The sequence below is a fragment of the Methylobacterium sp. FW306-05-D genome, assembly GCF_058782155.1.
This window is the reverse complement of record NZ_JBYSXL010000024.1, coordinates 1-25,529: the sequence shown is the minus strand read 5'-3', so window position 1 is coordinate 25,529 and position 25,529 is coordinate 1. Positions and strand designations below refer to the sequence as shown.

General features: G+C 69.2%; 19 protein-coding genes. 9 read left to right on the top strand and 10 right to left on the bottom strand.

The window, feature by feature from the left end; genetic code table 11:
* Positions 1–54: 54 nt before the first annotated feature.
* On the bottom strand, positions 55–1,479 hold the full coding sequence (locus AC3WLN_RS10735) for a DEAD/DEAH box helicase family protein (RefSeq protein ID WP_492481094.1): 1,425 nt from the start codon (positions 1,477–1,479) through the stop codon (positions 55–57).
* A gap of 182 nt (positions 1,480–1,661) precedes the next feature.
* Here AC3WLN_RS10735 and AC3WLN_RS10730 point away from each other — a divergent pair, with 182 nt between their 5' ends.
* The gene (locus tag AC3WLN_RS10730; protein WP_492481092.1) at positions 1,662–2,303 is read left to right on the top strand and encodes a hypothetical protein; all 642 of its coding nucleotides are present in this window, start codon (positions 1,662–1,664) and stop codon (positions 2,301–2,303) included.
* A 6-nt stretch (positions 2,304–2,309) separates the two neighbouring features.
* On the opposite strand, the gene AC3WLN_RS10725 is transcribed toward AC3WLN_RS10730, so the two are convergent.
* Positions 2,310–4,289, bottom strand: a complete 1,980-nt coding sequence (locus tag AC3WLN_RS10725) for a methyl-accepting chemotaxis protein (protein ID WP_492481152.1) — start codon at positions 4,287–4,289, stop codon at positions 2,310–2,312.
* Between AC3WLN_RS10725 and AC3WLN_RS10720 the strand changes: the two genes are divergently transcribed.
* The 4 genes from AC3WLN_RS10720 (at position 4,185) to AC3WLN_RS10705 (ending at position 10,122) form a co-directional block, all read left to right on the top strand.
* Positions 4,185–4,433 (top strand): hypothetical protein, encoded by a 249-nt coding sequence (locus AC3WLN_RS10720; protein ID WP_492481162.1) that lies wholly within the window; start codon positions 4,185–4,187, stop codon positions 4,431–4,433. The genes AC3WLN_RS10725 and AC3WLN_RS10720 overlap by 105 nt on opposite strands.
* A 412-nt stretch (positions 4,434–4,845) precedes the next feature.
* Entirely contained in the window at positions 4,846–7,821 is a 2,976-nt protein-coding gene (uvrA, locus tag AC3WLN_RS10715) for an excinuclease ABC subunit UvrA (RefSeq protein WP_492481090.1), read from the top strand.
* Between the two features lie 499 nt (positions 7,822–8,320).
* Positions 8,321–9,295 (top strand): transporter family protein, encoded by a 975-nt coding sequence (locus AC3WLN_RS10710; protein ID WP_463769107.1) that lies wholly within the window; start codon positions 8,321–8,323, stop codon positions 9,293–9,295.
* 248 nt (positions 9,296–9,543) lie between these two features.
* Positions 9,544–10,122, top strand: a complete 579-nt coding sequence (locus tag AC3WLN_RS10705; RefSeq protein WP_492481087.1) for a fasciclin domain-containing protein — start codon at positions 9,544–9,546, stop codon at positions 10,120–10,122.
* Between the two features lie 93 nt (positions 10,123–10,215).
* On the opposite strand, the gene hflX is transcribed toward AC3WLN_RS10705, so the two are convergent.
* The 4 genes from hflX to AC3WLN_RS10685 form a co-directional block, all read right to left on the bottom strand.
* Positions 10,216–11,634 carry a GTPase HflX gene (hflX, locus tag AC3WLN_RS10700; protein ID WP_492481085.1) on the bottom strand — a complete coding sequence of 473 codons (1,419 nt, stop codon included), beginning with the start codon at positions 11,632–11,634 and terminating at the stop codon, positions 10,216–10,218.
* Positions 11,635–11,747: 113 nt separating this feature from the next.
* Positions 11,748–12,002, bottom strand: a complete 255-nt coding sequence (gene hfq, locus AC3WLN_RS10695; RefSeq protein WP_003600267.1) for an RNA chaperone Hfq — start codon at positions 12,000–12,002, stop codon at positions 11,748–11,750.
* A 155-nt stretch (positions 12,003–12,157) separates the two neighbouring features.
* Positions 12,158–13,528: a nitrogen assimilation response regulator NtrX gene (ntrX, locus tag AC3WLN_RS10690; protein WP_492481080.1), complete on the bottom strand. Its 1,371-nt coding sequence runs from the start codon at positions 13,526–13,528 to the stop codon at positions 12,158–12,160.
* Entirely contained in the window at positions 13,525–15,894 is a 2,370-nt protein-coding gene (locus tag AC3WLN_RS10685) for a sensor histidine kinase NtrY-like (protein WP_492481079.1), read from the bottom strand. The genes ntrX and AC3WLN_RS10685 overlap by 4 nt, the downstream gene beginning before the upstream one ends.
* A gap of 196 nt (positions 15,895–16,090) precedes the next feature.
* Here AC3WLN_RS10685 and AC3WLN_RS10680 point away from each other — a divergent pair, with 196 nt between their 5' ends.
* Both AC3WLN_RS10680 and oxlT read left to right on the top strand, forming a co-directional pair.
* A complete protein-coding gene (locus AC3WLN_RS10680; RefSeq protein WP_492481077.1) occupies positions 16,091–17,689 on the top strand; it encodes a gamma-glutamyltransferase family protein in 1,599 nt (532 codons plus the stop codon).
* A gap of 99 nt (positions 17,690–17,788) precedes the next feature.
* The gene (oxlT, locus tag AC3WLN_RS10675) at positions 17,789–19,063 is read left to right on the top strand and encodes an oxalate/formate MFS antiporter (protein ID WP_492481075.1); all 1,275 of its coding nucleotides are present in this window, start codon (positions 17,789–17,791) and stop codon (positions 19,061–19,063) included.
* A 71-nt stretch (positions 19,064–19,134) separates the two neighbouring features.
* Here the strand turns inward: oxlT and AC3WLN_RS10670 are convergent, their stop codons facing one another.
* Genes AC3WLN_RS10670 through dusB form a run of 4 tightly spaced genes read right to left on the bottom strand, consistent with a single transcriptional unit; the run spans position 19,135 to position 23,422 of the window.
* Complete coding sequence (locus tag AC3WLN_RS10670) at positions 19,135–19,749, bottom strand: DUF6886 family protein (RefSeq protein WP_492481073.1); 615 nt, start codon at positions 19,747–19,749, stop codon at positions 19,135–19,137.
* Entirely contained in the window at positions 19,746–21,209 is a 1,464-nt protein-coding gene (ntrC, locus tag AC3WLN_RS10665) for a nitrogen regulation protein NR(I) (RefSeq protein WP_463769123.1), read from the bottom strand. The genes AC3WLN_RS10670 and ntrC overlap by 4 nt, the downstream gene beginning before the upstream one ends.
* A 9-nt stretch (positions 21,210–21,218) precedes the next feature.
* Positions 21,219–22,373 carry a two-component system sensor histidine kinase NtrB gene (locus AC3WLN_RS10660; RefSeq protein WP_492481071.1) on the bottom strand — a complete coding sequence of 385 codons (1,155 nt, stop codon included), beginning with the start codon at positions 22,371–22,373 and terminating at the stop codon, positions 21,219–21,221.
* The gene (dusB, locus tag AC3WLN_RS10655; protein WP_492481069.1) at positions 22,370–23,422 is read right to left on the bottom strand and encodes a tRNA dihydrouridine synthase DusB; all 1,053 of its coding nucleotides are present in this window, start codon (positions 23,420–23,422) and stop codon (positions 22,370–22,372) included. The genes AC3WLN_RS10660 and dusB overlap by 4 nt, the downstream gene beginning before the upstream one ends.
* A gap of 181 nt (positions 23,423–23,603) precedes the next feature.
* Between dusB and AC3WLN_RS10650 the strand changes: the two genes are divergently transcribed.
* Positions 23,604–24,899: a bifunctional 2-C-methyl-D-erythritol 4-phosphate cytidylyltransferase/2-C-methyl-D-erythritol 2,4-cyclodiphosphate synthase gene (locus tag AC3WLN_RS10650; protein ID WP_492481067.1), complete on the top strand. Its 1,296-nt coding sequence runs from the start codon at positions 23,604–23,606 to the stop codon at positions 24,897–24,899.
* Positions 24,896–25,399 (top strand): CinA family protein, encoded by a 504-nt coding sequence (locus AC3WLN_RS10645; RefSeq protein ID WP_492481065.1) that lies wholly within the window; start codon positions 24,896–24,898, stop codon positions 25,397–25,399. Before AC3WLN_RS10650 ends, AC3WLN_RS10645 begins: the two co-directional genes overlap by 4 nt.
* Positions 25,400–25,529: the final 130 nt, after the last annotated feature.

The window sequence follows — 25,529 nt, the reverse complement described above, 5'->3', positions numbered from 1 at the left end:
CCCCGAGGCCACAACCGTGGCGGTACGATCCCGTTCCAGGCGGGCGCGATTCGCCTAGGCCGCCTCGCCGGCCTGCACCTCGGCGATGGCCCGGGCGATCGCGTCGATGAGCGTGGTGTCCTCGCCCGCCATCGCGTCCATCGAGGCCATGCGGCCGACGACGGTGGCCGCGATGCTCTCCTCCACCGTACCCTCCGCGAGGGCGTAGTAGATCGTCGCCTGCTGGCCGTCCCGGTGGCAGCGGCCCTCGATCTGCGCGAGCTGGATCGCGCTGTGGCGCAGGTCGTGGACGATGAGTGCGCGTGGTTTGTCGCCCCCCGGCAGTTCGTGGGCGTGCAGGGAGATCGATTCCGTCACCGTGAACACCACGGTATCCAGCCCGCCTGTCTGAAAAGCGAGACGCACCGCTTCGTTGGCCTCGCCCGATTGCGTGCCGGTGATCGCGTCGGCGCGCCATCCCGCGGCCCGCAGGGCCTCGACCAGGGCCGCGGCCGTCTCTAGGAAAGCGACCGAGATCGCGACCGCGTGGCCGTCCTCCATCAGGAGGTCGGCGAAGGCCGTGGTGCCGGAGACCCGGAGCAGGCTCGCCTTCTGGCGGAAGCGCAAATCCGCCGCCCAGCCCACCGGTCTGCGGGTGCTGCCGCCGAGGAGGCCCCATTCCCGGCGGAACTCCCGCCAGGTCGCGTCGTAGAGCCGGCGCTCCGGTGGGCTGAGCGCGACCGCGCTCAAGGCGCGCTGCACCTCGGGCCAGCCGGCGATGTCGCCCGGGCGCCGGCGCAGGCCGATCGCGCCCTGCCCCTTGAACAGCAGGTCGGCCATCACCGTGCAGTCGCGCGGGTTCGCCTCCCAGGACCAGTTGGTCCAGCGGCCCTTGGCCCGTCCGATCCCGAGGCCCTGCATCAGGCCGCGAAACTCCGCCAGGGTCGCGGTCGGCTCGCCCGCCGCCTCGCCCAAGAGGCGGCCGAGATAGGAGAGTTCGTGCGGGGCCTGGCCGGCGGTGGCGCTGAGATAGATCGTGAAGGCCGCCGCTTCCGCGATCTGACGGCAGACGAGGCTCTGCTGCGCATAGGGGTTCCGGAGCCGGTGGCTCTCGTCGAAGACCACCACAGGCCAGGTCCGCTTCGGCGTGCCGTGGCGGGCGAGCGCATTGTTCTTCGCCCGCATCGAGCGCCGGTTGCTCGCGGGGGGCGGTGCCATCAGCGCCTTGGTGCGCTCGTAGTTGGTCAGCGTCACGGCCTTCTCGCCGAGACCCGACAGGGCGATCGTGCGCCGCCATTGCGGCATCGCGCCCTTGGGGCAGACGATGAGCACCTCGCGCTCGGGCATGGCCGCGACGGCGGCCCACACCGACAGGGTCTTGCCGAGGCCGGTCGTGTCGCCGAGCAGGAATCCCGTCCGGCCGGCGCGACGCGCGGCCAGGATCGCGTCGCGGGCCGAACGCTGATGCGGACGTGGAACGAGGGTCTCGGCGCTGACCATCAGGCAGCGGAGCCGACGACGCGCCGGGCGACGGATTTTATTCTCTTCGCGGCTCTGCGCGCATGCTCACGAAGTCTTGGAATGGCCCTCACCATCTTTTGAAAACCTTGGAACTGTTGAGGTTGTGCTTTTGTTAAGGGGTCATCTCGGCGCGCAGTCGGGCGCCTCACTCGGAGACATCAATGCCGACGATCCCGCTCTCCGCAGCCTCGCGCGCTGTGATCGCCCCCGCTTTCGGACTGATGATGCTCACGCTGCCGGCGAGCGCCCAGAGCGCCGAGGGCAGCCTGTTCGACCTGCTCTTTGCGCCCGCACGGCCGGTGCAGCAAGTGGCGCCCGCGCCCATGCAGGACCCCGGCTTCGACTACCAGCAGGCTCGTCGGTCGATCCGGAAGGCCGCGCGCCAGCGTCCCAAGATCCGCTACGCCGCGCTTCCGAAATCCGAGCCCCTCCAGATCAAGGTCACGGACCGGCAGACGCCTCTCAATCTGAAGGCCGGTCCGGCGGCGGCCTTCCTGAAGGACGAGACGCTTCGCCCCGGCGACATCGTGGTGTTGAAGGAGGGCGCGAAGGTCTTCGTCGGCCGGCCCGACGACCGGCACACCGCCCGCGACTTCGAGAGCATCGGCCGTTCCGACTTCGTCGACCGCCGCACGCGGAGCCAGCTCGCCGCAATGATGCTGCCGGTCGGCGCCGTGCCGGCCGATCAAGCCCGCAAGATGATGGCGCAGGCCCGCAAGGTGATGCCGGCTGGCGTCGATCCGACGGTGAAGCCGGAGCTGACGGCGATGCGCGTCATCAACCCCTGGACGACCAACCCGTAATCGGGATCAGGCGGCCCGGACCGTGACCAGGAAGCCGTCGACTTCCTGGCGCAGGGCCGCGGCCTGGCGGGCGAGGTCGCTCGCCGCGCTGAGCACCTGGGCCGAACCGTTGCGGGCGGCGTCCGCCGCCTCGCGGACCCCGACGATGTGCCCGGACACCGCCCGTGTTCCATCCGAGGTGAGGACGGTGTTGCGGGCGATCTCCTGGGTGGCCGCCTCCTGCTGATCCACGGCGGCCGAGATGTCGCCCGAGATCCGGCCGAGCCGTCGGATGACCTCCATGATCCCGCCGATCGCCGTCACGGAGGCGTCCGTGGACTGCGAAATCTCCGCGACCTTCGCGCCGATCTCCTCGGTGGCCTTGGCGGTCTGGGTCGCGAGACTCTTCACCTCCGCCGCGACGACCGCGAATCCGCGCCCCGCCTCGCCGGCGCGCGCCGCCTCGATCGTGGCGTTGAGGGCGAGCAGGTTGGTCTGTGCCGCGATGCTGGTGATCAGTCCGACGATCTCGCCGATGCTGCTCGCCGCCTGCGCCAGACGGTTCACATCCTCGGCCATCCGGCCCGCATCGCGTTCGGCCTCGCTCGCCACGGCCGTCGAAGCTTCGACCCGATCGCCGATCTCGCGCACCGAGGCGCTGAGTTCCTCGGTGGCCGCCGCCACGGTATCGGCCGTGGCCGCGGTCTCGGCGGAGGCGGCCGCCACCGATCCGCTCAGGGACGCGGTGTCGCTCGCGGCCTGGGTCAGGGCGTAGGCCGCCGTCTCGAGCTGGCTCGACGCGGCCGAGACCGCCTCGACGATGCCGCTGGCCCGGGCCTCGAAGCGGTCGGCCAGAGCCACCATCTCGGCGCGCCGGGCGGCCGCGGCATGCGCGTCGAGGTGATCGGCCTCGGCGGCGATGCGCCGGCGCTCGGTCACGCTGGCCTGGAAATCCACGGCCGCTGCCGCGATGGCGCGAACCTCGCGGGCGCCGTTCTGCGGGATCGTGCCGGCGTCCTCGCCGCGGCCGATGGCGGTGAGCGCCGCGGCGATCCGGGTGAGCGGACGGGCGATGGCCGTGCCGAAGGCGAAGGCCAACCCGCAGGAGAGGAGCAGGGTCGCCAAACCGACGGCCATCCAGACCATCACGCTCCGTTCGGCCTCGGCCCGGGCGGAACCGGCGGCCGCGCCGAGATCGGCGGTGAGCCGGTCCTCGATGGATTTCAACTGGTCGATGCGCTGGGTCGCGAGGGCGAACCAGGCCGGCGCGTCGGTGAAGGCGAGCGCGGTGCCGGGGGGCGTGTCGAGAACCAGGCGGCGCAGGCGATCGACCTCCCGGGCCGCCGGCGCGGCCTTGCCGGCGTCGAGCAGGGCGGCCTGCGCAGGCTCGGCGCCGAGGCGGAACAGTGATTCGTAGGTGGCTTGGCCGGCACTGAGACCCGCGAGGCGTTCGTGGCCCGCGAGATCGATCCGGCCGGCCCCGAAGATCGCCGAGGCGGCGGCCCGCTCCTGGCCCGCCAGCTCCTTCAGGGCGAGGAAGGACGAGTAGGAGGCGATGCGGCCGGCGAGGTCGGCGCTGGCAGCCACCTGAGAGACCTCTCGCACGAGGTCGAGGGCATTGGCGATGATGCCCGAATAGAGCGCCATGTTCTGGGCCGGCGTCAGGCCGAGGCTATCCACCGCGATGCGATGCGGGCCGATTCCGGCGAGCTGCTCCGTCAGGACATCTTTGCGGCGGGCGACGCCGGCGCCGTAGGCGACGAAGTCCAGGCCGGCGCTGCTCTCGTCTAGGGCCTTGCGGGCGGCATCGGTGCGCAGGCGCTGGGCGTCGAGTTCGGAGCGGAACTGGGTTCCCTTGGCACCGAGATAGAGGCTTGAGGCCCCGCGCTCGCGCTGCGCTTCGTGGACGACGGCGCTGATGCGGCCTGCCATGCCCACCAGATCCTGCACGTGCACCATCCGGGTGCGAGCATTCAACCGCTCCGTGACGGCAAGTCCGACGACCATCGCGAAGGCGAGGCATGGCGCGAGGGCAACCAGAAGAATGCGGACGCGAAGCGAAGCGAACAAACCGACGAACATGGAGTGAAACCTGATGAGAAATTCTGCGCCACTGTCCAGAAGGCCGGTAAAAGTTGTGTTGCACGATGATCTTTTGCTCTAAAATTTCATCACCCGTCACATTTTTTAGGCAGAACCGAAGCGAAGACTTGGCTCAAGCGAGGTGTCGTTTGCGCCGATTCGCGTTCTGGGGGAGAGGCCTAGGTCTCCGCCCGGCGTCCGGAGCAGGCGGGCCTGATGGCCGGCTCCGGTCGCCATGGTCGATCGGAGCCGCCACGGCCGGTGCGAAGTCCGCAGGGGATCGGCTCTCGTCCCGAATAGGCGGGTCGGTTCCGCTGCTCGAAAGTCCCGCGATATTGTCCGCGTACGCTTTTTGTTCTAGCTGAGGGGCCGATATGCATGGCGCGCGCCTTGCCCGACGCGATGTTGCGCCCGACATGCCGCGAGGGCTCCGGTCGAGTCCTGCCGAGTTCCGCGCCGCAGACGTTCCCGAAGAGACCTCATGGCCAAAGCCAAAGCCGCCGCCAAGAAATCGCAAGCCGAGGCCGAGCGGGTCGAAGCGAAGATCGAGGCCCTGTTCGAGGGCGCGCGCGACCAGCGGGTGATCTCGGTCCGCGGTGCCCGGGAGCACAATCTCAAGAACATCGACCTGACGATCCCGCGCGATCGCCTCGTGGTCTTCACCGGGTTGTCCGGCTCCGGCAAGTCGTCGCTCGCCTTCGACACGATCTACGCGGAGGGTCAGCGCCGCTATGTCGAGTCGCTCTCGGCCTATGCGCGCCAGTTCCTGGAGATGATGTCGAAGCCCGATGTCGATCAGATCGACGGGCTCTCGCCGGCGATCTCCATCGAGCAGAAGACCACCTCCAAGAACCCGCGCTCGACGGTCGGCACCGTCACGGAGATCTACGACTACATGCGCCTGCTCTGGGCGCGGGTCGGCATCCCCTACTCGCCCGCCACCGGCTTGCCCATCGAGAGCCAGACGGTCAGCCAGATGGTGGACCGGGTCCTCGCCCTTCCGGAGAAGAGCCGCCTCTACCTCCTGGCCCCGGTCATCCGCGGCCGCAAGGGCGAGTACCGCAAGGAGATCGCCGAGTTCCAGAAGAAGGGCTTCCAGCGCCTGCGTATCGACGGCGAATACTATGCCATCGACGACGTCCCGAAGCTCGACAAGAAGCTGAAGCACGACATCGACGTGGTGGTGGATCGAATCGTGGTCCGGGCCGACATCGCCGCCCGGCTGGCCGATTCCTTCGAGACCGCCCTCGAACTCGCCGACGGCATCGCGCTGATCGAGTTCGCCGATACGCCGGAGGGCGAGGCGCCGCGTGAGGCCATCACCTTCTCGTCCCGCTTCGCCTGCCCCGTCTCCGGCTTCACCATCGCGGAGATCGAGCCCCGGCTGTTCTCGTTCAACAACCCCTTCGGCGCCTGCCCGACCTGCGGCGGCATCGGGCACGAGATGCGGATCGACCCCGAACTCGTGATCTCGGACGCCAAGCTCAGCCTGAAGCGCGGCGCGGTTGGCCCCTGGGCCAAGTCGACCTCGCCCTATTACGGCCAGACCCTCGATGCGCTGGCCCGGCATTATGGCTTCAAGACCACTGTCGCCTGGAAGGATCTGCCGGCCAAGGCGCGCGACGTGGTCCTGTACGGCACCGGCTCTGAGTCGGTACGCTTCGCCTACGACGACGGGATGCGGGCCTACGAGGTCAACAAGCCCTTCGAGGGCGTCGTCCCGAACCTGGAGCGGCGCTACAAGGAGACCGAGAGCGACACCTCGCGCGAGGAGATCGCGCGCTTCATGAGCGAGACGCCCTGCGCCACCTGCGGCGGCAAGCGCCTGAAGCTCGAGGCCCTTTCGGTCAAGGTCGCCATGCAGGATGTGGGCGAGATTACCGCCCTCCCGGTGCGGGACGCCCATGCCTGGTTCTCGGACCTGCCGGGCAGGCTCACGGAGAAGCAGAACGAGATCGCCTACCGGATCCTCAAGGAGATCCGTGACCGACTCACCTTCCTGATCGATGTCGGGCTCGAATACCTGACGCTGGCGCGGGGCTCCGGCTCGCTCTCGGGCGGTGAGAGCCAGCGCATCCGCCTCGCCTCGCAGATCGGCTCCGGCCTCACCGGCGTGCTCTACGTCCTCGACGAGCCGTCCATCGGGCTGCATCAGCGCGACAACGAGCGCCTGCTCGGCACGCTGAAGCGCCTGCGCGACCTCGGCAACTCCGTGATCGTCGTCGAGCACGACGAGGACGCGATCCTGCAGGCCGACTACGTCGTCGATGTCGGTCCCGGTGCCGGCATCCATGGCGGGCAGATCATCGCGCAGGGGACGCCGGAGGAGGTCCTGAAGAATCCGGCCTCGCTCACCGCCAAGTACCTCACCGGCGAGATGAGCGTCCGCGTCCCGACGGCACGCCGCAAGGGGCGCAAGGGCAAGCTGAGCCTGATCGGTGCCCGCGGCAACAACCTCAAGAACGTCTCCGTCGAGATTCCGCTCGGCACCTTCACCTGCATCTCGGGCGTGTCCGGCGGCGGCAAGTCCACCCTGATCATCGATACGCTCTACAAGGCGGTGGCCAAATCCCTGAACGGGGCCCTGGAGCACCCTGCCCCCTTCGAGCGCCTCGATGGGCTTGAGCATCTCGACAAGGTCATCGACATCGACCAGTCGCCGATCGGCCGCACGCCGCGCTCCAACCCCGCCACCTATACGGGCGCCTTCACGCCGATCCGCGACTGGTTCGCCGGGCTGCCGGAGGCCAAGGCGCGCGGCTACCAGGCTGGGCGGTTCTCCTTCAACGTGAAGGGCGGGCGCTGCGAGGCCTGTTCGGGCGACGGCGTCATCAAGATCGAGATGCACTTCCTGCCGGACGTCTACGTCACCTGCGACGTCTGCAAGGGTCGCCGCTACGACCGCGAGACCCTCGAGGTGAAGTATCGCGACCATTCCATCGCCGACGTCCTCGACATGACCGTCGAGGAGGCCGCCGACCTGTTCAAGGCGGTGCCGACGATCCGTGAGAAGATGGAGACCCTGGCCCGGGTGGGCCTCGGCTACGTCAAGGTCGGGCAGCAGGCGACCACCCTGTCCGGCGGTGAGGCCCAGCGGGTGAAGCTCTCCAAGGAACTGTCGAAGCGCGCCACCGGTCGCACGCTCTACATCCTCGACGAGCCGACGACGGGCCTGCACTTCCACGACGTGGCCAAGCTGATGGAGGTGCTTCACGAACTCGTGGATCAGGGCAACACCGTGGTCGTGATCGAGCACAACCTCGAAGTCATCAAGACCGCCGACTGGGTCATCGACATGGGCCCCGAAGGCGGCGACGGCGGCGGCGTGGTCGTCGCCGAGGGAACGCCCGAACAGATCGCCAAGTCGCGGGCGAGTCACACCGGGCGATTCCTGCGCGACGTCCTGGCTCGGCGGCCCGCCGCGGCGGCGGTGAAGGGCCGGGCCGCCGCCGAATAGGCGTCCGCTCGCCAAAACCGGCGCCGATTCGTCGGTGCGGAGCGATCGGCGGGCGTTCGGCGGCGCATCAACCCTCCAGAAGCGCCATTTCCAGCGGCCCGGCCTGCGCAATGGCCAGGGTCGGTTTGCCGGATCGTCCTGAGGACGAACCGTAACCATAACGGCTTGAGAGTTCAGCGGTATTTTGCAGTTCTGGGTGCCGGAGTGCCGGTGGAGAGCCCGACCAACCTGCTCAAAAGGTTAACAAATTCTTCCGCCGCACTGCACCGAAAATGCGGCTTTTGCGCAACGGTCGGGTTCGAACTGCCCCGTTTCCAAGCATTCCGCTGTCCTTCCGCGGCGTCCTGTAGAATAGTTCTCGACGTTGAGACTTGAGAACGGGCCGCAAGGGGGGCCGCCGAACCGACTGCAAACAAGCCGCGAACAAGCGGCGCATCGGCAGAATGGTTCGAACGGCTGCGTGGCGGACGCCTGAAATCCTTGGGAAGGAAGAGTAAAAATGTCGAAGAACTGGCTCGTCGCCGGAGCGCTCGCGCTCACGGCCAGCATGACCGCCACCGCGTCCTACGCGCAGTCCACCACGGTTCCGGGTGAGCAGGTCGGCTTGGCCACCGGCGCCCCGCTGCCCGAGGGCATCTATGCGCTGAACACCTTCGTCTATCAGATGCGCGACAACCCGTCGGCTCTCGACGTCGGTGTGAACATCCCGGTGCTGGTCTGGTCGACCCCGCTGGTTCCGCTCGGCGGCCGCATCGAGCTGCTCGTGGCTCCCCCGACCGTGTTCGCCTTCGGCAAGAGCGGCTCGAACCTGCGTGACCTGTCCATCAACGTCGGCACCTTCGTCGGCGGCATCTGGGCCTTCGATCTGGGCAACAACTTCGGCGTCAGCTTGCTCGGCGGTGTCTACCTCAACGAGCTGAACGGTGACCGCGGCGTCCTCGTGACCAACAACGGTACGATCGCTGCCTCGGCCGTGCTGCCCCAGCTCTCCTCGAACACCTACCGCTTCGGCGTTGCCGGCAGCTACACCGGCGACGGCTGGAACCTCACCGCCAACCTGACCGCCAACATCTACGACTCGCCCTCCAACTTCGGTGGCGTTCGCAACATCGGCCTCGGCGGCTTCACGCAGTCCTACTCTCTGTCTGACTCGCTGAACCTCGATCTGACCGCGACCAAGAAGTTCGGCAAGTTCGAGATCGGTGCCATCGCGTACGGCACCTACAACTTCGACATCAGCGCCAAAGGTGGCAACCTCATCAATGCCGCTCAGGGCGATCGCGGTCGGTTCCTGATGGGCGGTCTCGTCGGCTACGACTTCGGCTTCGCCACCGGGCAGGTCTATGTCGCTCGCACCGTCGCCAGAAGCGCTGCCAGCTTCGACAGCACCGAGATCTCCGGCCGCCTGATCGTGCCGCTGTACTCGCCGACCCCGGTCGCCGCTGCTCCCGCGCCGATCATCCGCAAGTACTGAGATCGACGCCGGCGGCGAGGTGCGTCCTCGCCGCTGCAGGGATCACGTGAAAGCCCGTCCGACCTCTGGTCGGGCGGGTTTTTGCGTTTTCGGGGCGCGGGCATCCCGTGACCCGGGTCGATGCGAGGCGGATATCCCCGGTCGAGGTCTGCCGAACCCGTGGGTCTCCCTGAAACTTTTCCCGATCGCGCTCCGTAACGGACGACGACCCCCCTGATGGGGCCGCTTGTTCTCAAAGGATGCGCTTCATGATTCATCGTCACGTCCGCCGCCCGATGGCCTCCACCATCGCCGCCGTCGCTCTCGCCCTCTCCGTCGGCGCCGCCTTCCCGGTCGCGGCCTTCGCCAAGAACCCGATGGTCGGCGGTGCGCCGATGTACGCCTCCAAGACCATCGTCGAGAACGCGGTGAACTCGAAGGATCACACCACCCTCGTCGCCGCCGTGAAGGCCGCCGGCCTGGTCGACACCCTGTCGAGCCCCGGTCCGTTCACGGTCTTCGCGCCCACCAACGCCGCCTTTGCCAAGCTCCCGGCCGGCACCGTCGAGACCCTGGTGAAGCCCGAGAACAAGGCGACGCTCACCAAGATCCTGACCTACCACGTGGTCCCCGGAACCTACACGGCCAAGGATCTGATGAAGCTCGCCAAGGATGGCGGCGGCGAAGCGCAGCTGAAGACGGTCGAAGGCGAGCCGCTCGTCGTCCAGACCAAGGGCAAGAAGGTCTACGTGACCGACGCCAAGGGCAGCACCGCCACCGTGACCGTCGCCAACGTGATGCAGTCGAACGGCGTCATCCACGTCATCAACGGCGTGCTCCAGCCCTAAAGCCTGCAAGCCCGCCAAGGCTCAGACGCGAACGCCCGCGACCCGAGAGGATCGCGGGCGTTTCCCGTTCGTCCCTCGCGGGCGGGCGCTCGCTCAGCCCACGCGATTCAGGCGGCGCGCGCCCTCGAACCGGTTGAGGAAGCGCGGCTCCTTCTCGGGTGCGATGCGGATGGCGAGGTGCATGGTGCCCCCCTCCTCCTCGCGCCGGTCCAGCACCTCGGCATTCTCGTAGAGCCAGTGCAGCGCGGCCCCGTCCTCCGGCGGAAGGATCACCGCGAAGGTCGAGCGCTGGCGCGCGATCCGCGCCTCGATGCGCGCCGTCAGGACGCCCAGCCCCTCCCCGGTCAGGGCCGAGACCAGGACCGGCGCGTCGCTATCGCGGTCGCTGCGCCCGTGTCCGCTGAGGTTCAGGAGCCGGGTGCGCTCGTCGGCGTCGAGGAGGTCGGCCTTGTTCCAGACCTCGATGATGCGCGATGCCGAGGTCTCGATTCCCAGTTCACGCAGCACGGAGCCGACATCCTCGGCCTGCGCGGCGCTGTCGACGTGGGACACGTCGCGGACGTGGAGCAGGATATCGGCGTGGATCACGTCTTCCAGGGTGGCCCGGAAGGCGGCGATGAGGGAGGTCGGCAGCTCGGAGATGAACCCGACCGTATCGGACAGGATCACGGTCTCGCCGTGCGGCAGCTTCGTCGCCCGGGCCGTCGGGTCGAGGGTGGCGAACAGCATGTCCTGCGCCATCACCTGGGCTTTGGTCAGGGTGTTGAACAGCGTCGACTTGCCGGCATTGGTGTATCCGACCAGGGCGACGATCGGGTACGGCACCCGTGCCCGGCTCTGCCGGTGCAGGCCGCGGGTGCGGGTGACGCTGTCGAGTTCCCGCTCGATCTTGGTCATCCGCTCCTGGATCATGCGCCTGTCGGCCTCGATCTGGGTTTCGCCGGGGCCGCCGAGGAAGCCGAAGCCGCCGCGCTGGCGTTCCAGGTGGGTCCAGGACCGGACGAGGCGGCTCTTCTGGTAGGCCAGATGCGCGTGCTCGACCTGCAGCGTGCCTTCCCGGGTAGAGGCGCGGCGCCCGAAGATTTCCAGGATCAAGCCGGTGCGGTCGATGACCTTGCAGCCGAAGGCCTTCTCGAGGTTGCGCTGCTGAACCGGCGAGAGGGCGCAGTCCATCACCACGAGGCCGATCTCGCGGGCCCGGATCACACCGGCCAATTCCTCGACGCGGCCCTTGCCGAGATAGGTGGAGGGACGGATGCGCTGCACCGGCGCCACGATGGCCTCGACCACGTCGAGCTCGATCGCGGCCGCGAGGCCGGCGGCCTCGTCGAGGCGGGCTTCCGTGGAACGCAAGGCTTCCGGGCTGCCGCTGGCGTTGCCTCGCACCGCTGCGGCCGCGGCCCGCCCGAGATAGGGTCCGACGACGAGGGTGTGGGTTGCCGCCGCGATGTCGCCTTCGGGAGCGGCCATCGCCTGGAGCCGGGCTTCCCCGGGCGTCATCGGTTCAGTCATGAAGGTGTTCGTTCAACCCTGTCCTGCGTGTCTTCAGGACAATGGGCGCTCGCCGGCCCCAGACAAGGGCACGGCAAACCTTTCCCGTCGAACCAATGCGGTTTGGTTCGGGCTCATGCCTTCTCGGGCGCGGTCTCGTCGGGTTCGAAGAGCTGGACCGGGTGGCCCGGCATGATCGTCGAGATCGCGTGCTTGTAGACGAGCTGTGAATGACCGTCCCGGCGCAGAAGCACGCAGAAGTTGTCGAACCACGTCACGACACCCTGAAGCTTGACTCCGTTGACGAGGAAGATCGTGAGCGGAATCTTGTTCTTGCGAACATGGTTCAGGAACGTGTCCTGGAGGTTCTGAGCGCGCTCGCCCGCCATTTTTTCTTATCCTTGATTCGCAATCGCCGCCCGCCGTAGTGACGGGTTCTCGTCCGCTGGTCTCGCGTAAGCCGGCGCACACGATAACATGGCGCCGGTTCCGGAACATTACACGTGTATCGGGGCCGCGATGCAAGTGCATCGCCGCCGCGTTCTCAGGGGCCGATGCCCAGCGACTTGAGTTTCCGGTGGAGCGCGGAACGCTCCATGCCGATGAATTCCGCCGTGCGGGAGATGTTGCCCGAGAAGCGCGCGATCTGCGCCACGAGGTATTCGCGCTCGAAGATCTCGCGGGCTTCGCGCAGCGCGAGGCTCATCAGCTTCTCGCCGCCCGAGCCGTTCGGCGTCGTGGGGACCAGGGCACCGATCTCGGTGGGTAGCATCTCGGAGGTCACCTCCTGATCCGGGTCCGTATGGGTCAGGATCATCAGGCGCTCGACGTTGTTGCGCAGCTGGCGGACGTTGCCCGGCCAGTCATGCGACTGCAGGACCGCCATGGCGTCCTCGGCGATGCGCCGGCGCGGCAGGCCGGTGGCGCCCGAGATCTGCTCCATGAAGAACGAGATCAGTTCGGGCACGTCCTCGCGCCGCTCCGACAGGGACGGCACGCGGATCGGCACCACCGAGAGGCGGTGGAACAGGTCCTCGCGGAAACGGCCGGCGGTGATCTCCTCGCCGAGGTCGCGCGACGAGGAGGAGATGATGCGCACGTCGACGTGCACCCGGGTGGTGCCGCCGACGCGCTGAAAGTTCTGGTCGACCAGCACCCGGAGGATGCGGTTCTGGGTCTCGCGCGGCATGTCCGCGACTTCGTCGATGTAGAGCGAGCCGCCATGGGCCTCCTCGAGGGCGCCGACCCGGCGGGCCCGGCCCTCCCCGGCCTCGACGCCGAACAGCTCGGCCTCCATCGTGTCGGGGGTGATCGTCGCCGCGTTGATGACCACGAAGGGCCCGTTCGCCCGCGCCGACATGGCGTGGAGGGTGCGCGCCGAGAGCTCCTTGCCCGAGCCCGGAGCCCCGAGGATCATCACGCGGGCATTGGTGGGCGCGACGCGCTCGACGGTCTGGCGCAGCTGGTTGACCACCACCGAGGCCCCGACGAGCCGGCTCGCCTGGCCCGACCGGGCCTTGAGGTCGCGGACCTCGCGCTTCAGGCGGGAGGCTTCGAGGGCCCGCTCGGCCACGAGGATCAGGCGATCGGCCTTGAACGGCTTCTCGATGAAGTCGTAGGCCCCCGCCTTGATCGCCGCGACCGCGGTCTCGATGTTGCCGTGGCCCGAGATCATCACCACCGGCAGGTCGGGATGGCCGGCCTTGATCTGGTCGAGCACCTGCAGGCCGTCGAGCCGCGAGCCCTGCAGCCAGATGTCGAGGAAGACGAGGTGGGGCCGGCGCGACTCGATGGCGGCGAGGGCCTCGTCGGAGCCGCCGGCGGTGCGGGTGCGGTGACCCTCGTCGTCGAGGATGCCGGCCACGAGGTCGCGGATGTCGGCTTCGTCGTCGACGATCAGGATATCGGCGCTCATGACTGGATCTCCGCGATTGGGGGGCCCGTGCGCGCGGCGCCCTTCTCATCCTGCGCGGAGGCCTTGACCTCCGGCGGCGTGTGGTTGGCTGAGTCTCGGGCGGTGGCGACGCTGGTGTCGCGCGGAACGCGCAGGCGCACGCGCCCGCCCCGACCTTCCGGATTGTCGTTCAAGTCGATCCCGCCGCCATGCTCTTCGAGGACTTTGCTGACGATGGCCAGCCCCAGGCCGGTGCCACCCTCGCGGGTGGTCATATAGGGCTCCAGCAGCCGCTGGCGCCCCTCGGCCGGAAATCCCTTGCCGTTGTCGGTGACCTCGATGACCACGAAACCATCCTCGCGGACGAGGCGCACATCGACCCGGCCTTGGCCGAGCTCGGCCTCGGGCACGGCCTGGACCGCCTCGACGGCGTTCTTCAGGATATTGGTGATCGCCTGGGACAGGAGCCGGATGTCGAAGGCCGCCAGGATCGGCTGGTCGCCGTCCTCGCCGAACGAGAACTCCATGTCCGGATGCGCCACCCGCATCATGAACAGGTTCTGGCGCGTGATCTCGCTGAGATCGTTCTGCGCGATGGCGGGCTTCGGCATCCGCGCGAAGGACGAGAACTCGTCGACCATGCGCTTGATCTCGTCGACTTGGCGCACGATCGTGGCGGTGCACTGGTCGAACACCTCCTTGTCGGTGGTGATGACCTTGCCGTACTTGCGCCGGATGCGCTCGGCCGAGAGCTGGATCGGGGTCAGCGGGTTCTTGATCTCGTGGGCGATGCGGCGGGCCACGTCCGCCCAGGCCGAGGTGCGCTGAGCCGAGACGAGGTCGGTGATGTCGTCGAGGGTCACCACGAAGCCACGGGCGCCGCCCTGGGCCTGCTCGCTGGTCACCCGCACGGTCACGGTGCGCTCGCGGCCGTCGCGGGTGAGCTGGATCTGCTGCTGCATCGCGCGCAGGCGGGCTTCGCCGCCCTCGGGGAACAGCGCCTGCAGTTCCGGCACGGCCTGGGTCAGGGGCTTGCCGACGATCTCGTCCGCCGAGAGGCCCAGGGTGCGCTCCACCGAGGGGTTCGCGATGGTGACGTGGCCCGCAGCGTCGACGCCGAGCACGCCGGGCGAGACGCCGGACAGCACCGCCTCGGTGAAGCGCCGGCGCCGATCGATGAGCTCGCTCGCCGCCGTCAGCCCGTCATGCTGCCGCCGCAGCTCCTGCGTCATCTTGTTGAAGCTCTCGGACAGATGCGCGAGGTCGCCGTCGCTCTTCCGGGCCGGCACCTGCGCGTAGAAGTTTCCGGAGGCGACCTGATCGGCGGCGTTGATCAGGCGCCGGATCGGTGCAACGAACCGGTTGGCGAAGTTGAGCCCGAACCACACCGCCGAGAGCAGCGCGATCAGGGCGATCAGCGCGAAGACCGAGGCGAAGCTGATCTGGATCGAGCGCTTCAGCGAGTCGTAGGTGAGATACTCGGCCGCCGCGGCCCGCGACACGCCCGGGAACTCGATGGCGAGCTGGCTCACCTCGCGCTGGACCAGAAGGACGGCGCCGTCATAGGCCGGCATGCGCAGGAGGGCGGCGAAGACGCGGCCCTCGCTCGGCACGAGGCAGATCGGATCGACCGACTTCGCCGCATCCTCGAAGGCGGCCGCGGAGGGCAGGCGGCGTTCCTTCAGGGCATCGATCTTGGCGCGCGCCACCACCTCGGTCGGGCCGCGCATGATCTCGGCCACCGGCAGGCCCAGGGCGGCGGCGCGGGTGGTCAGGAAGCTCTCGAACCAGCCTCGGTTCACGTCGAAATTCGGTCGCGCCCGGGTGAGGTCGTCGGCGAGGATGCGGATCTCGCGGGCCAGGCTCTGGCACTGGTTCTCCTGGTAGGCATCGGCCACCTCGACGGATTTCAGCACCACGTCGCGGACCCGGTCGGTGAAGCCCAGGGACAGGCCGCGATCGATGGTCACCGCCGCCACCACCGCGAGGAGGACGGTGGGCAGGATGGCGATGAGGCTGAACAGGCCGACGATGCGCGTGTGCAGGCGCGCCACCGCGGCGTTCGTCCGGCGCGCATGGAGGAAGACCCTTGCCTCCCAGGCGATGATCACCACGAGGCCGAGGACGAGGAAGACGTTGATGCCGAGGAGCGTCAGCCCCACCGTCGGGGTCGGCGTGACCCGGATCACTCCGGCCAGGATGAGGAAGGTGGTGATGGCCGAAACCAGGGCGGTCATGACCACCAGGGCCCCGACGATGCCGGGTCCCCGCGGCGGCGGACGCACCTGGGCGGGCAGTCGATCGGCACCCTCGGCCTCCGCCGGATCGGCGGAGCCTGAACCCTCCCGGGAGGGGTTCGAAACGGGGGACGGACGAAGCCACGGCATGGCTGATGCGTCGCCACAACAGTGTGGCGAAATTAATACGAATGGGACCCGGCCTTGCGTAGGAACTACGCAGATTCGCGATCCGGATCTGGACGCTTACGTCCCGGCTCGCCCCTGTCGCGCCCTCCGCACTCCGTTCGATCGACGAAGCGCGAAAATACATTATCCTCTCGCACTCCCGCACCCAGAGATCAGAATGTCCAATACGCCCGTCTTCGCCTCGGCCGCCGTCGCGGCACCCCATCGCCTTGCGGCCCAGGCCGGACAGCACGTCCTGGCGCAGGGCGGCAACGCGATCGAGGCGATGACCGCGATGGCGGCGGCTATCGCGGTGGTCTACCCGCACATGAACGGCATCGGTGGCGACGGCTTCTGGCTGGTGCGTGAGCGCGGCGGCCGCGTACGCGGCATCGAGGCCTGCGGCCCGGCCGGGCGGAACGCCACGATCCAGCGCTATCGCGAACAGGGCTACGAGGTCCTGCCGTCGCGCGGACCCGACGCGGCGCTCACCGTGGCGGGTGCGATCGGCGGCTGGCGCCTCGCCCTCGATCTCTCGAAGGCACTGGGCGGTCGACTGCCGCTGTCCACCCTGCTCGCCGATGCGATCCGGCACGCCCGCGACGGTGTCGCCGTCTCACCTTCGGAGGCGCGCTACGTCCCGAAGGAACTCGACACGCTCCACGCCCAGCCCCACTTCGCCGAGACCTTCCTCGACGGCGGCCGGCCCTTCGAGGCCGGTGCCATCCGCAAGCTGCCGGCGCTGGCCGCCACCCTGGAGCAGCTGGCCCATGCGGGGCTCGACGACTTCTACAAGGGCGACCTCGGGCGCGAGATCGCCGCCGACCTCGACCGGCTCGGGACGCCGGTGACACGGGCCGACCTCGAAGCCTATGCGCCCCGCGAGCGGGCGCCGCTGTCGATCCGGCGGCGGGATGCCACGCTCTACAACTTTCCGCCGCCCACCCAGGGCATCGCCGCGCTGCTGATCCTCGGCATCTTCGACCGCCTGCGGATCGCCCGGCCCGAGACCACCGCGCATTACCATGGGCTGATCGAGGCGACGAAGCGCGCCTTCGCGATCCGCGACCGGATCGTCACCGATTACGACCGCCTGGCCGTCGACCCCGCGAGCTTCCTGACGCCGGAGCGCCTGGACCGCGAGGCGGCACAGATCGACATGCGCCGAGCCGCGAGCGTTCCCCTGCGCAATCCCGGCGAGGGCGATACGGTGTGGATGGGCGCCATCGACCGCGACGGCCTCGCGGTATCCTACATCCAGTCGATCTACTGGGAGTACGGCTCCGGCATCGTGCTGCCGAAGACCGGCATCCACTGGCAGAACCGCGGCACCTCGTTCTCCCTCGACGCCAAGGCGGTGAACCCGCTGGAGCCGGGACGCCGGCCGTTCCACACCCTGATCCCGGCGCTGGCCAGCTTCGACGACGGCCGCGTGATGGCCTACGGCAGCATGGGCGGCGACGGGCAGCCGCAGTTCCAGTCGCAGATCTTCGCCCGCTACGCCGATTACGGGATGGACCCGGCCGCGGCGGTCGACGCGCCGCGCCTCCTCTACGGCCGCACCTGGGGGGCGGAGTCCCTCACCGTGAAGGTCGAGGACCGGTTCGATCCGGCCTGCATCGCCGAACTGCGCAAGCTCGGCCACGAGATCGAGGAACTCGGGGGGGCCTATATCGACTCCCTCGGCCATGCCGGCATGCTCGTGCGCCATCCAAGCAACGGTTCGATCGCGGCGGTGCACGATCCAAGATCCGACGGCGGATCGGAGGGGCTGTAACGTCGGCTGATCTTCACGGGCGGGTTGCACCGGAAAGCCAAGCGGAACAATGACTTGGCATTATCCTTGCGAAGGCTCGTCCATCGCAAGGAGCGAATAATGGATACGACTCTCTCACGCCAGCGATGGCTGCAGCTCGGGCTCGGACTGATCGCCATGATGGCGATCTCCAGTCCGCAATACGTCTGGACCCTCTTCACCAAACCGCTCATCGCCACGACCGGCGCGACCCTGCCGCAGATCCAGTGGACCTTCACGATCCTGATCGTGCTGCAGACCTTCTTCTCGCCCGTGCAGGGCTACCTGATCGACCGGTTCAGCCCTAAGCTGATGATCGCGCTGGGCGCCGCCCTCTCGGGACTCGGATGGGTGCTGGCCGCCCGGGTCGACACCCTGCTGGGCGTCTACGCCACCTACGGCCTGTTCTGCGGCCTCGGCACCGGCATCGTCTATGTCGGCATCGTCGGCCTGATGGTGAAATGGTTCCCCGACCGTCGCGGCTTCGCCGTCGGCGTGGTCGCCGCCGGCTACGGCATGGGCGCCATGCTGAGCACCTTCCCCATCAGCGACATGCTCGCAGCCTCCGGTTATCGCCACACGCTGACGGTGTTCGGCATCGTGCTCGGGGCCATCGGCGCCCTGGCGGCGCTGGGCCTGCGCGCGCCCCGGGCCGGCGAGGTGCTGCCCGCGCCCGCCGTCAACCTCTCGACCTGCGTGCACGATACGGCCCCGAAGGTGATGCTGCGGACGCCGCTGTTCTGGCTGATGTTCGCCATGATGACGATGATGTCGACGGGCGGCCTCATGGTTGTGGCCAACTTCGCCTCGTTCGCCCGTGATTTCGGCGTGGCCGACGCGATCATCTTCGGATTCGTCGCCCTGCCCTTCGCCCTCACCTTCGACCGCATCACCAACGGCCTGACCCGGCCCTTCTTCGGCTGGGTCTCCGACAAGATCGGACGCGAGAACACCATGGGCATCGCCTTCGCGGCCGAGGCGGCGGCCATCGCCCTGCTGCTCGTCTTCCGCGAGAACGCCTATGCCTTCGCGCTCCTCTCCGGCGTCGTGTTCTTCGCCTGGGGCGAGATCTTCTCCCTGTTCCCCTCGATCCTCACCGACACGTTCGGCACCAAGCACGCCACGACGAATTACGGCTTCCTCTACATGGCTCAAGGGATCGGCTCGCTGTTCGGCGGCCCGATCGCGGCCTGGATCTACGCCGCGCAGGGCTCGTGGCTGCCGGTCTTCGCGATCATCATCACCCTCGACGTGCTGACCGCGATCCTCGCCTATTTCGTGCTGAAGCCGATGCGCCGCCGGTGGCTCGACGGGAGCGCCGCTCCGGTCCTCGTGGGCAAGCCCGCCCTCGCCTGAGGCGCGGATTCCAACTGGACGATCGGAACGCGGACGGGGAAACCCGTCCGCGTTCCGATTTTAACGCCCGGTCAGGGCTGTCGGGTGATGGGCCGCGGCGGTCCGCCCGCCGGCGTCACCCAGTCCCGCGCATTCCGGAGGCGTAGTCCGCTCGCGTGCAGGCTCGATCGCCAGATCGGTGCGAGAGGCGTGAGACGCGGCAGGATGCGAAGCGTCACGCCCTCCGCCGCCATCGCGGCGGGCAGGTCGCCGAGGGTCTCGCGACCCTCCGGGACGACCGTACTGCGCGAGACCCAGGTGCCGGGATCGCCGGCCGGCTCGAACGATTCGAAGGGCATCCGGTAGCGCTGGATCGTGCCGGAGGCGATCCGCTCGGCCCAGGCTTCCTCGACATAGGCGACGGCCCGGCCGGCGACGTCGCCGAACCACGCCCGTCGGTCCTCCGGGGTCGTTGTGGCAGTCGGCCAGATTACGATCCGGGGGCAGTCGCGCGGGAACAGGTAGAGCAGGCTGTGAGCCGCATCAATCGCCCAGACCAGCGGGCCGTTCAGCCAGGCCCGCTCCGGGCCGCGCTCGATGCCGACCCGCACGGCGCGGGGAACGAAGACCCGGATCTCCGGGTCCTCGCTGAAGTGGAACAGCTGCGGGCGCGCCGCCTCCGGCCCGGCCCGGTCGCGCGGACTCACCGGGCGTTGCGGAACACCTGCAGGTCGAGGTCGCGGACCTTCTTGCGCAGGGTATTGCGGTTCACGCCCAGGAGCTCGGCCGCGCGGATCTGGTTGCCCCGGGTGGCGGCCAGCGCCGCACCGATCAGCGGTCCCTCGATCTCGCGCAGGATGCGGTGATAGAGGCCGGGCGGGGGCAGCGTGTCGCGATAGCCGCCGAAATATTCCGCCAGGTGGCGCTCCACCGCCCCCGACAGGGTCTCAGCCTCGCCGCTCGGCTTGCGGGCGCCCGTCGCGCCGTTCTGCTGGCTCTGGGCCAGGGGCAGGGTGTCGAGCTCGGCCTCGATGACGGGGCCGGTGATGGTCTCCTGCGGATAGAGCGCCGCGAGGCGCCGCACGAGGTTCTCGAGCTCCCGGACGTTGCCCGGCCAGCGGTAGCGCTTCAGCCGCTCCATCGCCTCGCCGTCGAGCTGCTTGCGGCTCAGCCCCTCGCGCTCGACCAGGATGAAGAAATGGCGGATCAGGTCGGGCACGTCCTCGGAGCGTTCCCGAAGCGCGGGAAGCCGGAGCGGCACCACGTTGAGCCGGAAGAAGAGGTCCTCGCGGAAGATGCCCTGCTGGATCGAGACCCGCAGGTCCTTGTTCGTGGCCGCGATGATGCGGACATTGGTCTTGATCGGCACCCGGCCGCCGACGGTGGTGTACTCGCCCTGCTGCAGCACGCGCAGGAGGCGGGTCTGCGCCTCCATCGGCATGTCGCCGATCTCGTCGAGGAACAGCGTCCCGCCCTCGGCCTGCTCGAAGCGGCCGGCGGAGCGCGACAGGGCGCCCGTGAAGGCCCCCTTCTCGTGGCCGAACAGCTCGGATTCGATGAGGTCGCGCGGGATGGCGGCCATGTTCACGGGCACGAACGGGCCGGTGCGGCGGCGGCCGTAATCGTGCAATGCACGGGCGACCAGTTCCTTGCCGGTGCCGGACTCGCCGGTGATCATCACGGTGAGATCGGTGGGCATCAGCCGGGCGAGCGCCCGATAGATCTCCTGCATCGCCGGCGAGCGCCCGACCAGCGGGATGTCCTCGTTGCCCGGATCGGTGCCGGCGGGCGCGGTGCCGCGCGGGCGGGACAGGGCGCGCCCCACGATGGCGATGAGCTCCTTCAGGTCGAAGGGCTTGGGCAGGTATTCGTAGGCGCCCCGCTCGGAGGCGCGGATCGCCGTCATGAAGGTGTTCTGCGCGCTCATGACGATGATCGGCAGCTCCGGCCGCACGCGCTTGATGCGCGGCAGCAGGTCGAAGACGTTCTCGTCCGGCATCACCACGTCGGTGATGACGAGGTCGCCGGCGCCTTCGGCGACCCAGCGCCAGAGGGTGGCGCAGTTGCCGGTGGAGCGGACCTCGTACCCGGCCCGCGACAGCGCCTGGTTGAGGACGGTGCGGATGGCGGCGTCGTCGTCCGCGACGATGATGTGTCCGTTGGGCATGACGCGACTCTACAGCTCCGCGGACGATTCGCGCCCGTCGCGGGCGCTCGACATGGGGAGAAGAAGACGAAAGGTGGTCCGACGCGGGACTGGATCGCACTCGACGATCCCACCGTGATCGCCGATGATCTTGGCGACCAATGCAAGTCCGAGGCCGGAACCCTGCGCCTTCGTGGTGACGAAGGGGTCGAACAGGTCCGGCAGCAGGTCCGCCGAGACGCCGGGCCCGTTGTCGCGCACGGCGACCTCGATGGGCAGGCTGACGCGCTCCCGCGAGCCCGGCACCTGGAGGCGCAGGCCGGTACGAAAGGCCGTCGACAGGGTGATCTCGCCGTCCACCGCGTCGGCCCCGATCGCCTCCGAGGCGTTCTTCACGAGGTTGAGGATCACCTGAACGAGCTGGTCGCGATTGCCCAGTACCGGCGGCAGCGAGGGGTCGTAGGTCTCGACGAAGCGGATGTGGCGGGCAAAGCCCGACTGCGCCGAGCGCTTCACCTGGTCGAGCACGCCGTGCACGTTGACCGAGCCGCGCTCGACGGGCCGCTCGTCGCCGAACAGTTCCATGCGCTCGACGATGCGTACGATCCGGTCGGACTCGTCGCAGATCAGCCGGGTCAGGAGGCGGTCGTCCTCGTTGCCCGATTGCTCGAGGAGCTGGGCCGCCCCCCGGATGCCGGCGAGCGGGTTCTTGATCTCGTGGGCCAGCATCGCGCCGAGGGCGATCATGGAGCGGGCGGCGCTGCGGTGGGTGAGCTGGCGGTTCATCTTGTCGGCGATGGTGCGTTCCTGGAGCATCAGCACCACCGCGTCCTCGTCGTCGCCCAGCGGCGTCGCGAACACGTCGACGCTGCGCTCCAGACCGGAGCGCGGCTGAACCAGCTCGACCCCGTACTCGCTGACGCTGGCCCGGCGCCGGCGCACCTCCGCCACCAGCGCGATGATCGGCGAGGCGAAGGGGATGATGTCGGAGAGGCGCCGCCGCTGCATCAGCCGGGCGGAGTGGTCGAAGAACGTCTCGCCCGCATGGTTGACGTGGAGAATATGGTCGTTGGCCCCCACCGTCAGCACCGGCAGCGGCAGGGCATTGATCACCGCCTCGTTGGTGGGGGCGGCGTCGGACCGCGCGCCGCCGTTCCGGCCCGGTGTCGGCTTGCCCGAGCTCATGCGGCCTCCCCCATGCTGTGCGGCATCGTCCCGTCGCGCCCGCCCGCGAAGGCGCGGACCAGGAGCGCGGAGGCGATCTCCGGATCGGTGGTCGTCAGGAGCTGCATCCGCGCCTCGGGATCGAGGCCGCCCCCGGCCTCGGCATAGGCCGCGAGATGTTTGCGGGCATGGCGCACGCCCATGCGCAAGCCGTAGAGGGCGAGCAGGCCCTGATAATGCTCGACCGCCAGGGCCGCCATCTCGGTGCCCGACAGGACTGGCACGGGCCGTCCGGCGAGGCAGGCTGCGAGCGCACCGACGAGCCAGGGCCGGCCCACTGCGGCCCGCCCGACCATCAGGCCGGCGGCCCCCGACCGCGCGAGGCAGGTTTGCGCCTCGGCCAGGGTGGTGATGTCGCCGTTGGCGATGACAGGGATCGCCACCGCCTCGACCACGGCGCGGATTGCGACCCAGTCCGCCCGGTCCTTGTAGAATTGCTGACGGGTCCGGCCATGCACCGTCACGGCGTTCAGCCCGAGCCCCTCGGCCCGGCGCGCCAGGTCCGGCGCATTGAGATTCGCGTGGTCCCAGCCGAGGCGCATCTTCACGGTGACGGGGATGCGGACCGCGCCGCGGACCGCCGCGAGGATCCGGGTCGCGCCCGCGATGTCGCGCATCAGGGCCGAGCCCGAGGCGACGCCGGTGACGACCTTGGCCGGGCAGCCCATATTGATGTCGATGACGTCGGCGCCGTTCGCCTCGGCGATGCGCGCCGCCTCGGCCATCGGCGCCGGCGCGCAGCCGGCCAACTGGACGATGTGGGGATCGACGCCGCTGCCCTCGGCGCGCAGCTGCGCCTCCTGGTCGCCGCGCGCCAGTTCGGCGGCCGCCACCATCTCGGACACCACCGCGCTGGCCCCGAGGCGGCGCGCGATGCGCCGGACGTGAAGGTCGGTGACTCCGGAAAGCGGTGCCAGCAGGACCGGCACCGGCCGCTCGCCGGCGCTCGCCGGCATGTCTCGCGAGGCCTTCGACCCGGCGAGAAAGCTCAAATAATCATCAGCGCACATTGTGCTCAACAAATAGACAAATCGGCTCGCCGCGCAAGCGATTCCGTGGATTTGATTTCAGCTTCTCCCGCGCTTAAACGACAGACCGCCCCGACGGCGGGTTGCCCAAGCCTTCGCATCGCGGACGCGCGGTGACGTGCCGGTGCGGGGCTTCACACACCCGAAGCGCGGGAGCATACGCATGTCCGGCACCGCGTGGAATGCGGCAGCGGTGGTTGTCGCGGCCGGCCGCGGCATCCGCATCGGGGGGGACACCCCGAAGCAGTACCGGCGGGTCGGCGGGCAGGCCGTGCTGACCCGGACGCTGGCGGCGCTGGCTGCCCATCCGGGCATCGTCCGCATCCAGCCCGTGATCGCGCCGGACGCCGTCGACTTCTACCGCGCCTGCCTCGACGACCTCGACGCCGCCACCCGGGGCAAGCTCGCCGAGCCGGTCCCCGGCGGGGCCACCCGGCAGCAATCCGTCCGCGCCGGGCTCGAAGCCCTCGACGGCACCGATGCGCCGGACCTCGTCCTCGTCCACGACGCGGCCCGTCCGCACGTGGACGTGGACCTGATCGAGCGCGCCCTGATGGCCGGACGCGACCACCGCGCCGCCGTGCCGGGCATTGCCGTCACCGACACCATCAAGGTGGTGGAAGACCTTGGCGACGGCACCGGCCGGGTGCGGGAGACCCCGCCGCGCGAGGGGCTGCGCGCCGTGCAGACGCCCCAGTCCTTCGCCTACGGACCCTTGCGCGATGCCCATCGCCGGGCGGCGGAGGCCGACCTCCACGCCTTCACCGATGATGGAGCGCTCGCCGAATGGGCCGGTCTGGCCGTCGTCGTGTTCGAGGGCGACCCGCGCAACCGCAAGATCACCCAGCCGGCCGACCTGATCGAGGCCGATCGCGGCTTCTCCGGCCGAAACCCCACCGCCCTGAGCGAGGCCCATCCCATGACCACCTACGTCACCCGCCTCGGCACAGGCTTCGACGTCCACGCCTTCACGGAGGGCGACCATGTCTGGCTCGGCGGCGTGAAGATCCCCGCCGACCGCGGCGTGCTGGCCCATTCGGATGGCGACGTCGCCCTCCACGCCCTCACGGACGCCCTCCTCGGCGCCATCGCGGACGGCGACATTGGAACCCACTTCCCGCCGAGCGACGAGCAGTGGCGCGGCGCCGCCTCCGACCGCTTTCTGGCGCACGCGGTGGAACTGGTACGCGCGCGCGGCGGCAAGATCGACCACCTCGACATCACGGTCCTGGCCGAGGCCCCGCGCATCGGCGCCCATCGCGAGGCGATCCGTGCCCGCATCGCTGAGATCGCGGGCGTGCCGCTGAGTTCGGTCTCGATCAAGGCGACCACCACCGAGAAGCTCGGCTTCGTCGGCCGCGCCGAGGGCCTCGCCGCCCAGGCCGCCGCCACGGTGCGGCTGCCCGAAGTCACGGTCGAGTTGAACGCCGCCGACGAGACGGCCGAGCGTCGCTCGTGATCGACGATCCCGCCCTGCTCGCCCGGGCGGAGGCGCTGGTCGCCGCCTATGCGGCGGCGGGGCTGACGGTCGCCACGGCCGAATCCTGCACCGGCGGCCTCGTCGCCGCGTTGCTCACCGCGATTCCCGGCTCCTCGGCGGTGGTCGAACGCGGCTTCGTCACCTATTCGAACGTGGCGAAGTCCGAGAGCATCGGCGTCCCCGCCGAGCTCGTCGCCACGCACGGCGCGGTGAGCATGGACGTGGCCCGGGCCATGGCCGAGGGCGCCCTGGCGCATGCGCACGCCAGTGTCGCGGTGGCGATCACCGGAATCGCCGGCCCCGGCGGCGGCAGCGCCGACAAGCCGGTCGGCCTCGTGCATTTCGGGCTCGCCGTGAACGGGGCGAGCGTCCGCCACCTCGAACGGCGCTACGGCGACCTCGGCCGCACCGAGATCCGGCGCCACGCCGTCGGCGATGCGCTGGGCCTGCTCGAATCGGTCCTCGCCCCGACGTCTTGAAACCGACACGCTCGGTCGTCAGGTTGGGAATCACGGCGCGTCGTTGCGCGCCGGGTTCGCCCGCGATCCATTGGGGAGGCTGCATGACATCGGTATCGTTCGCCTCTCCCGCCCGCCCGCGCTCCCCGCG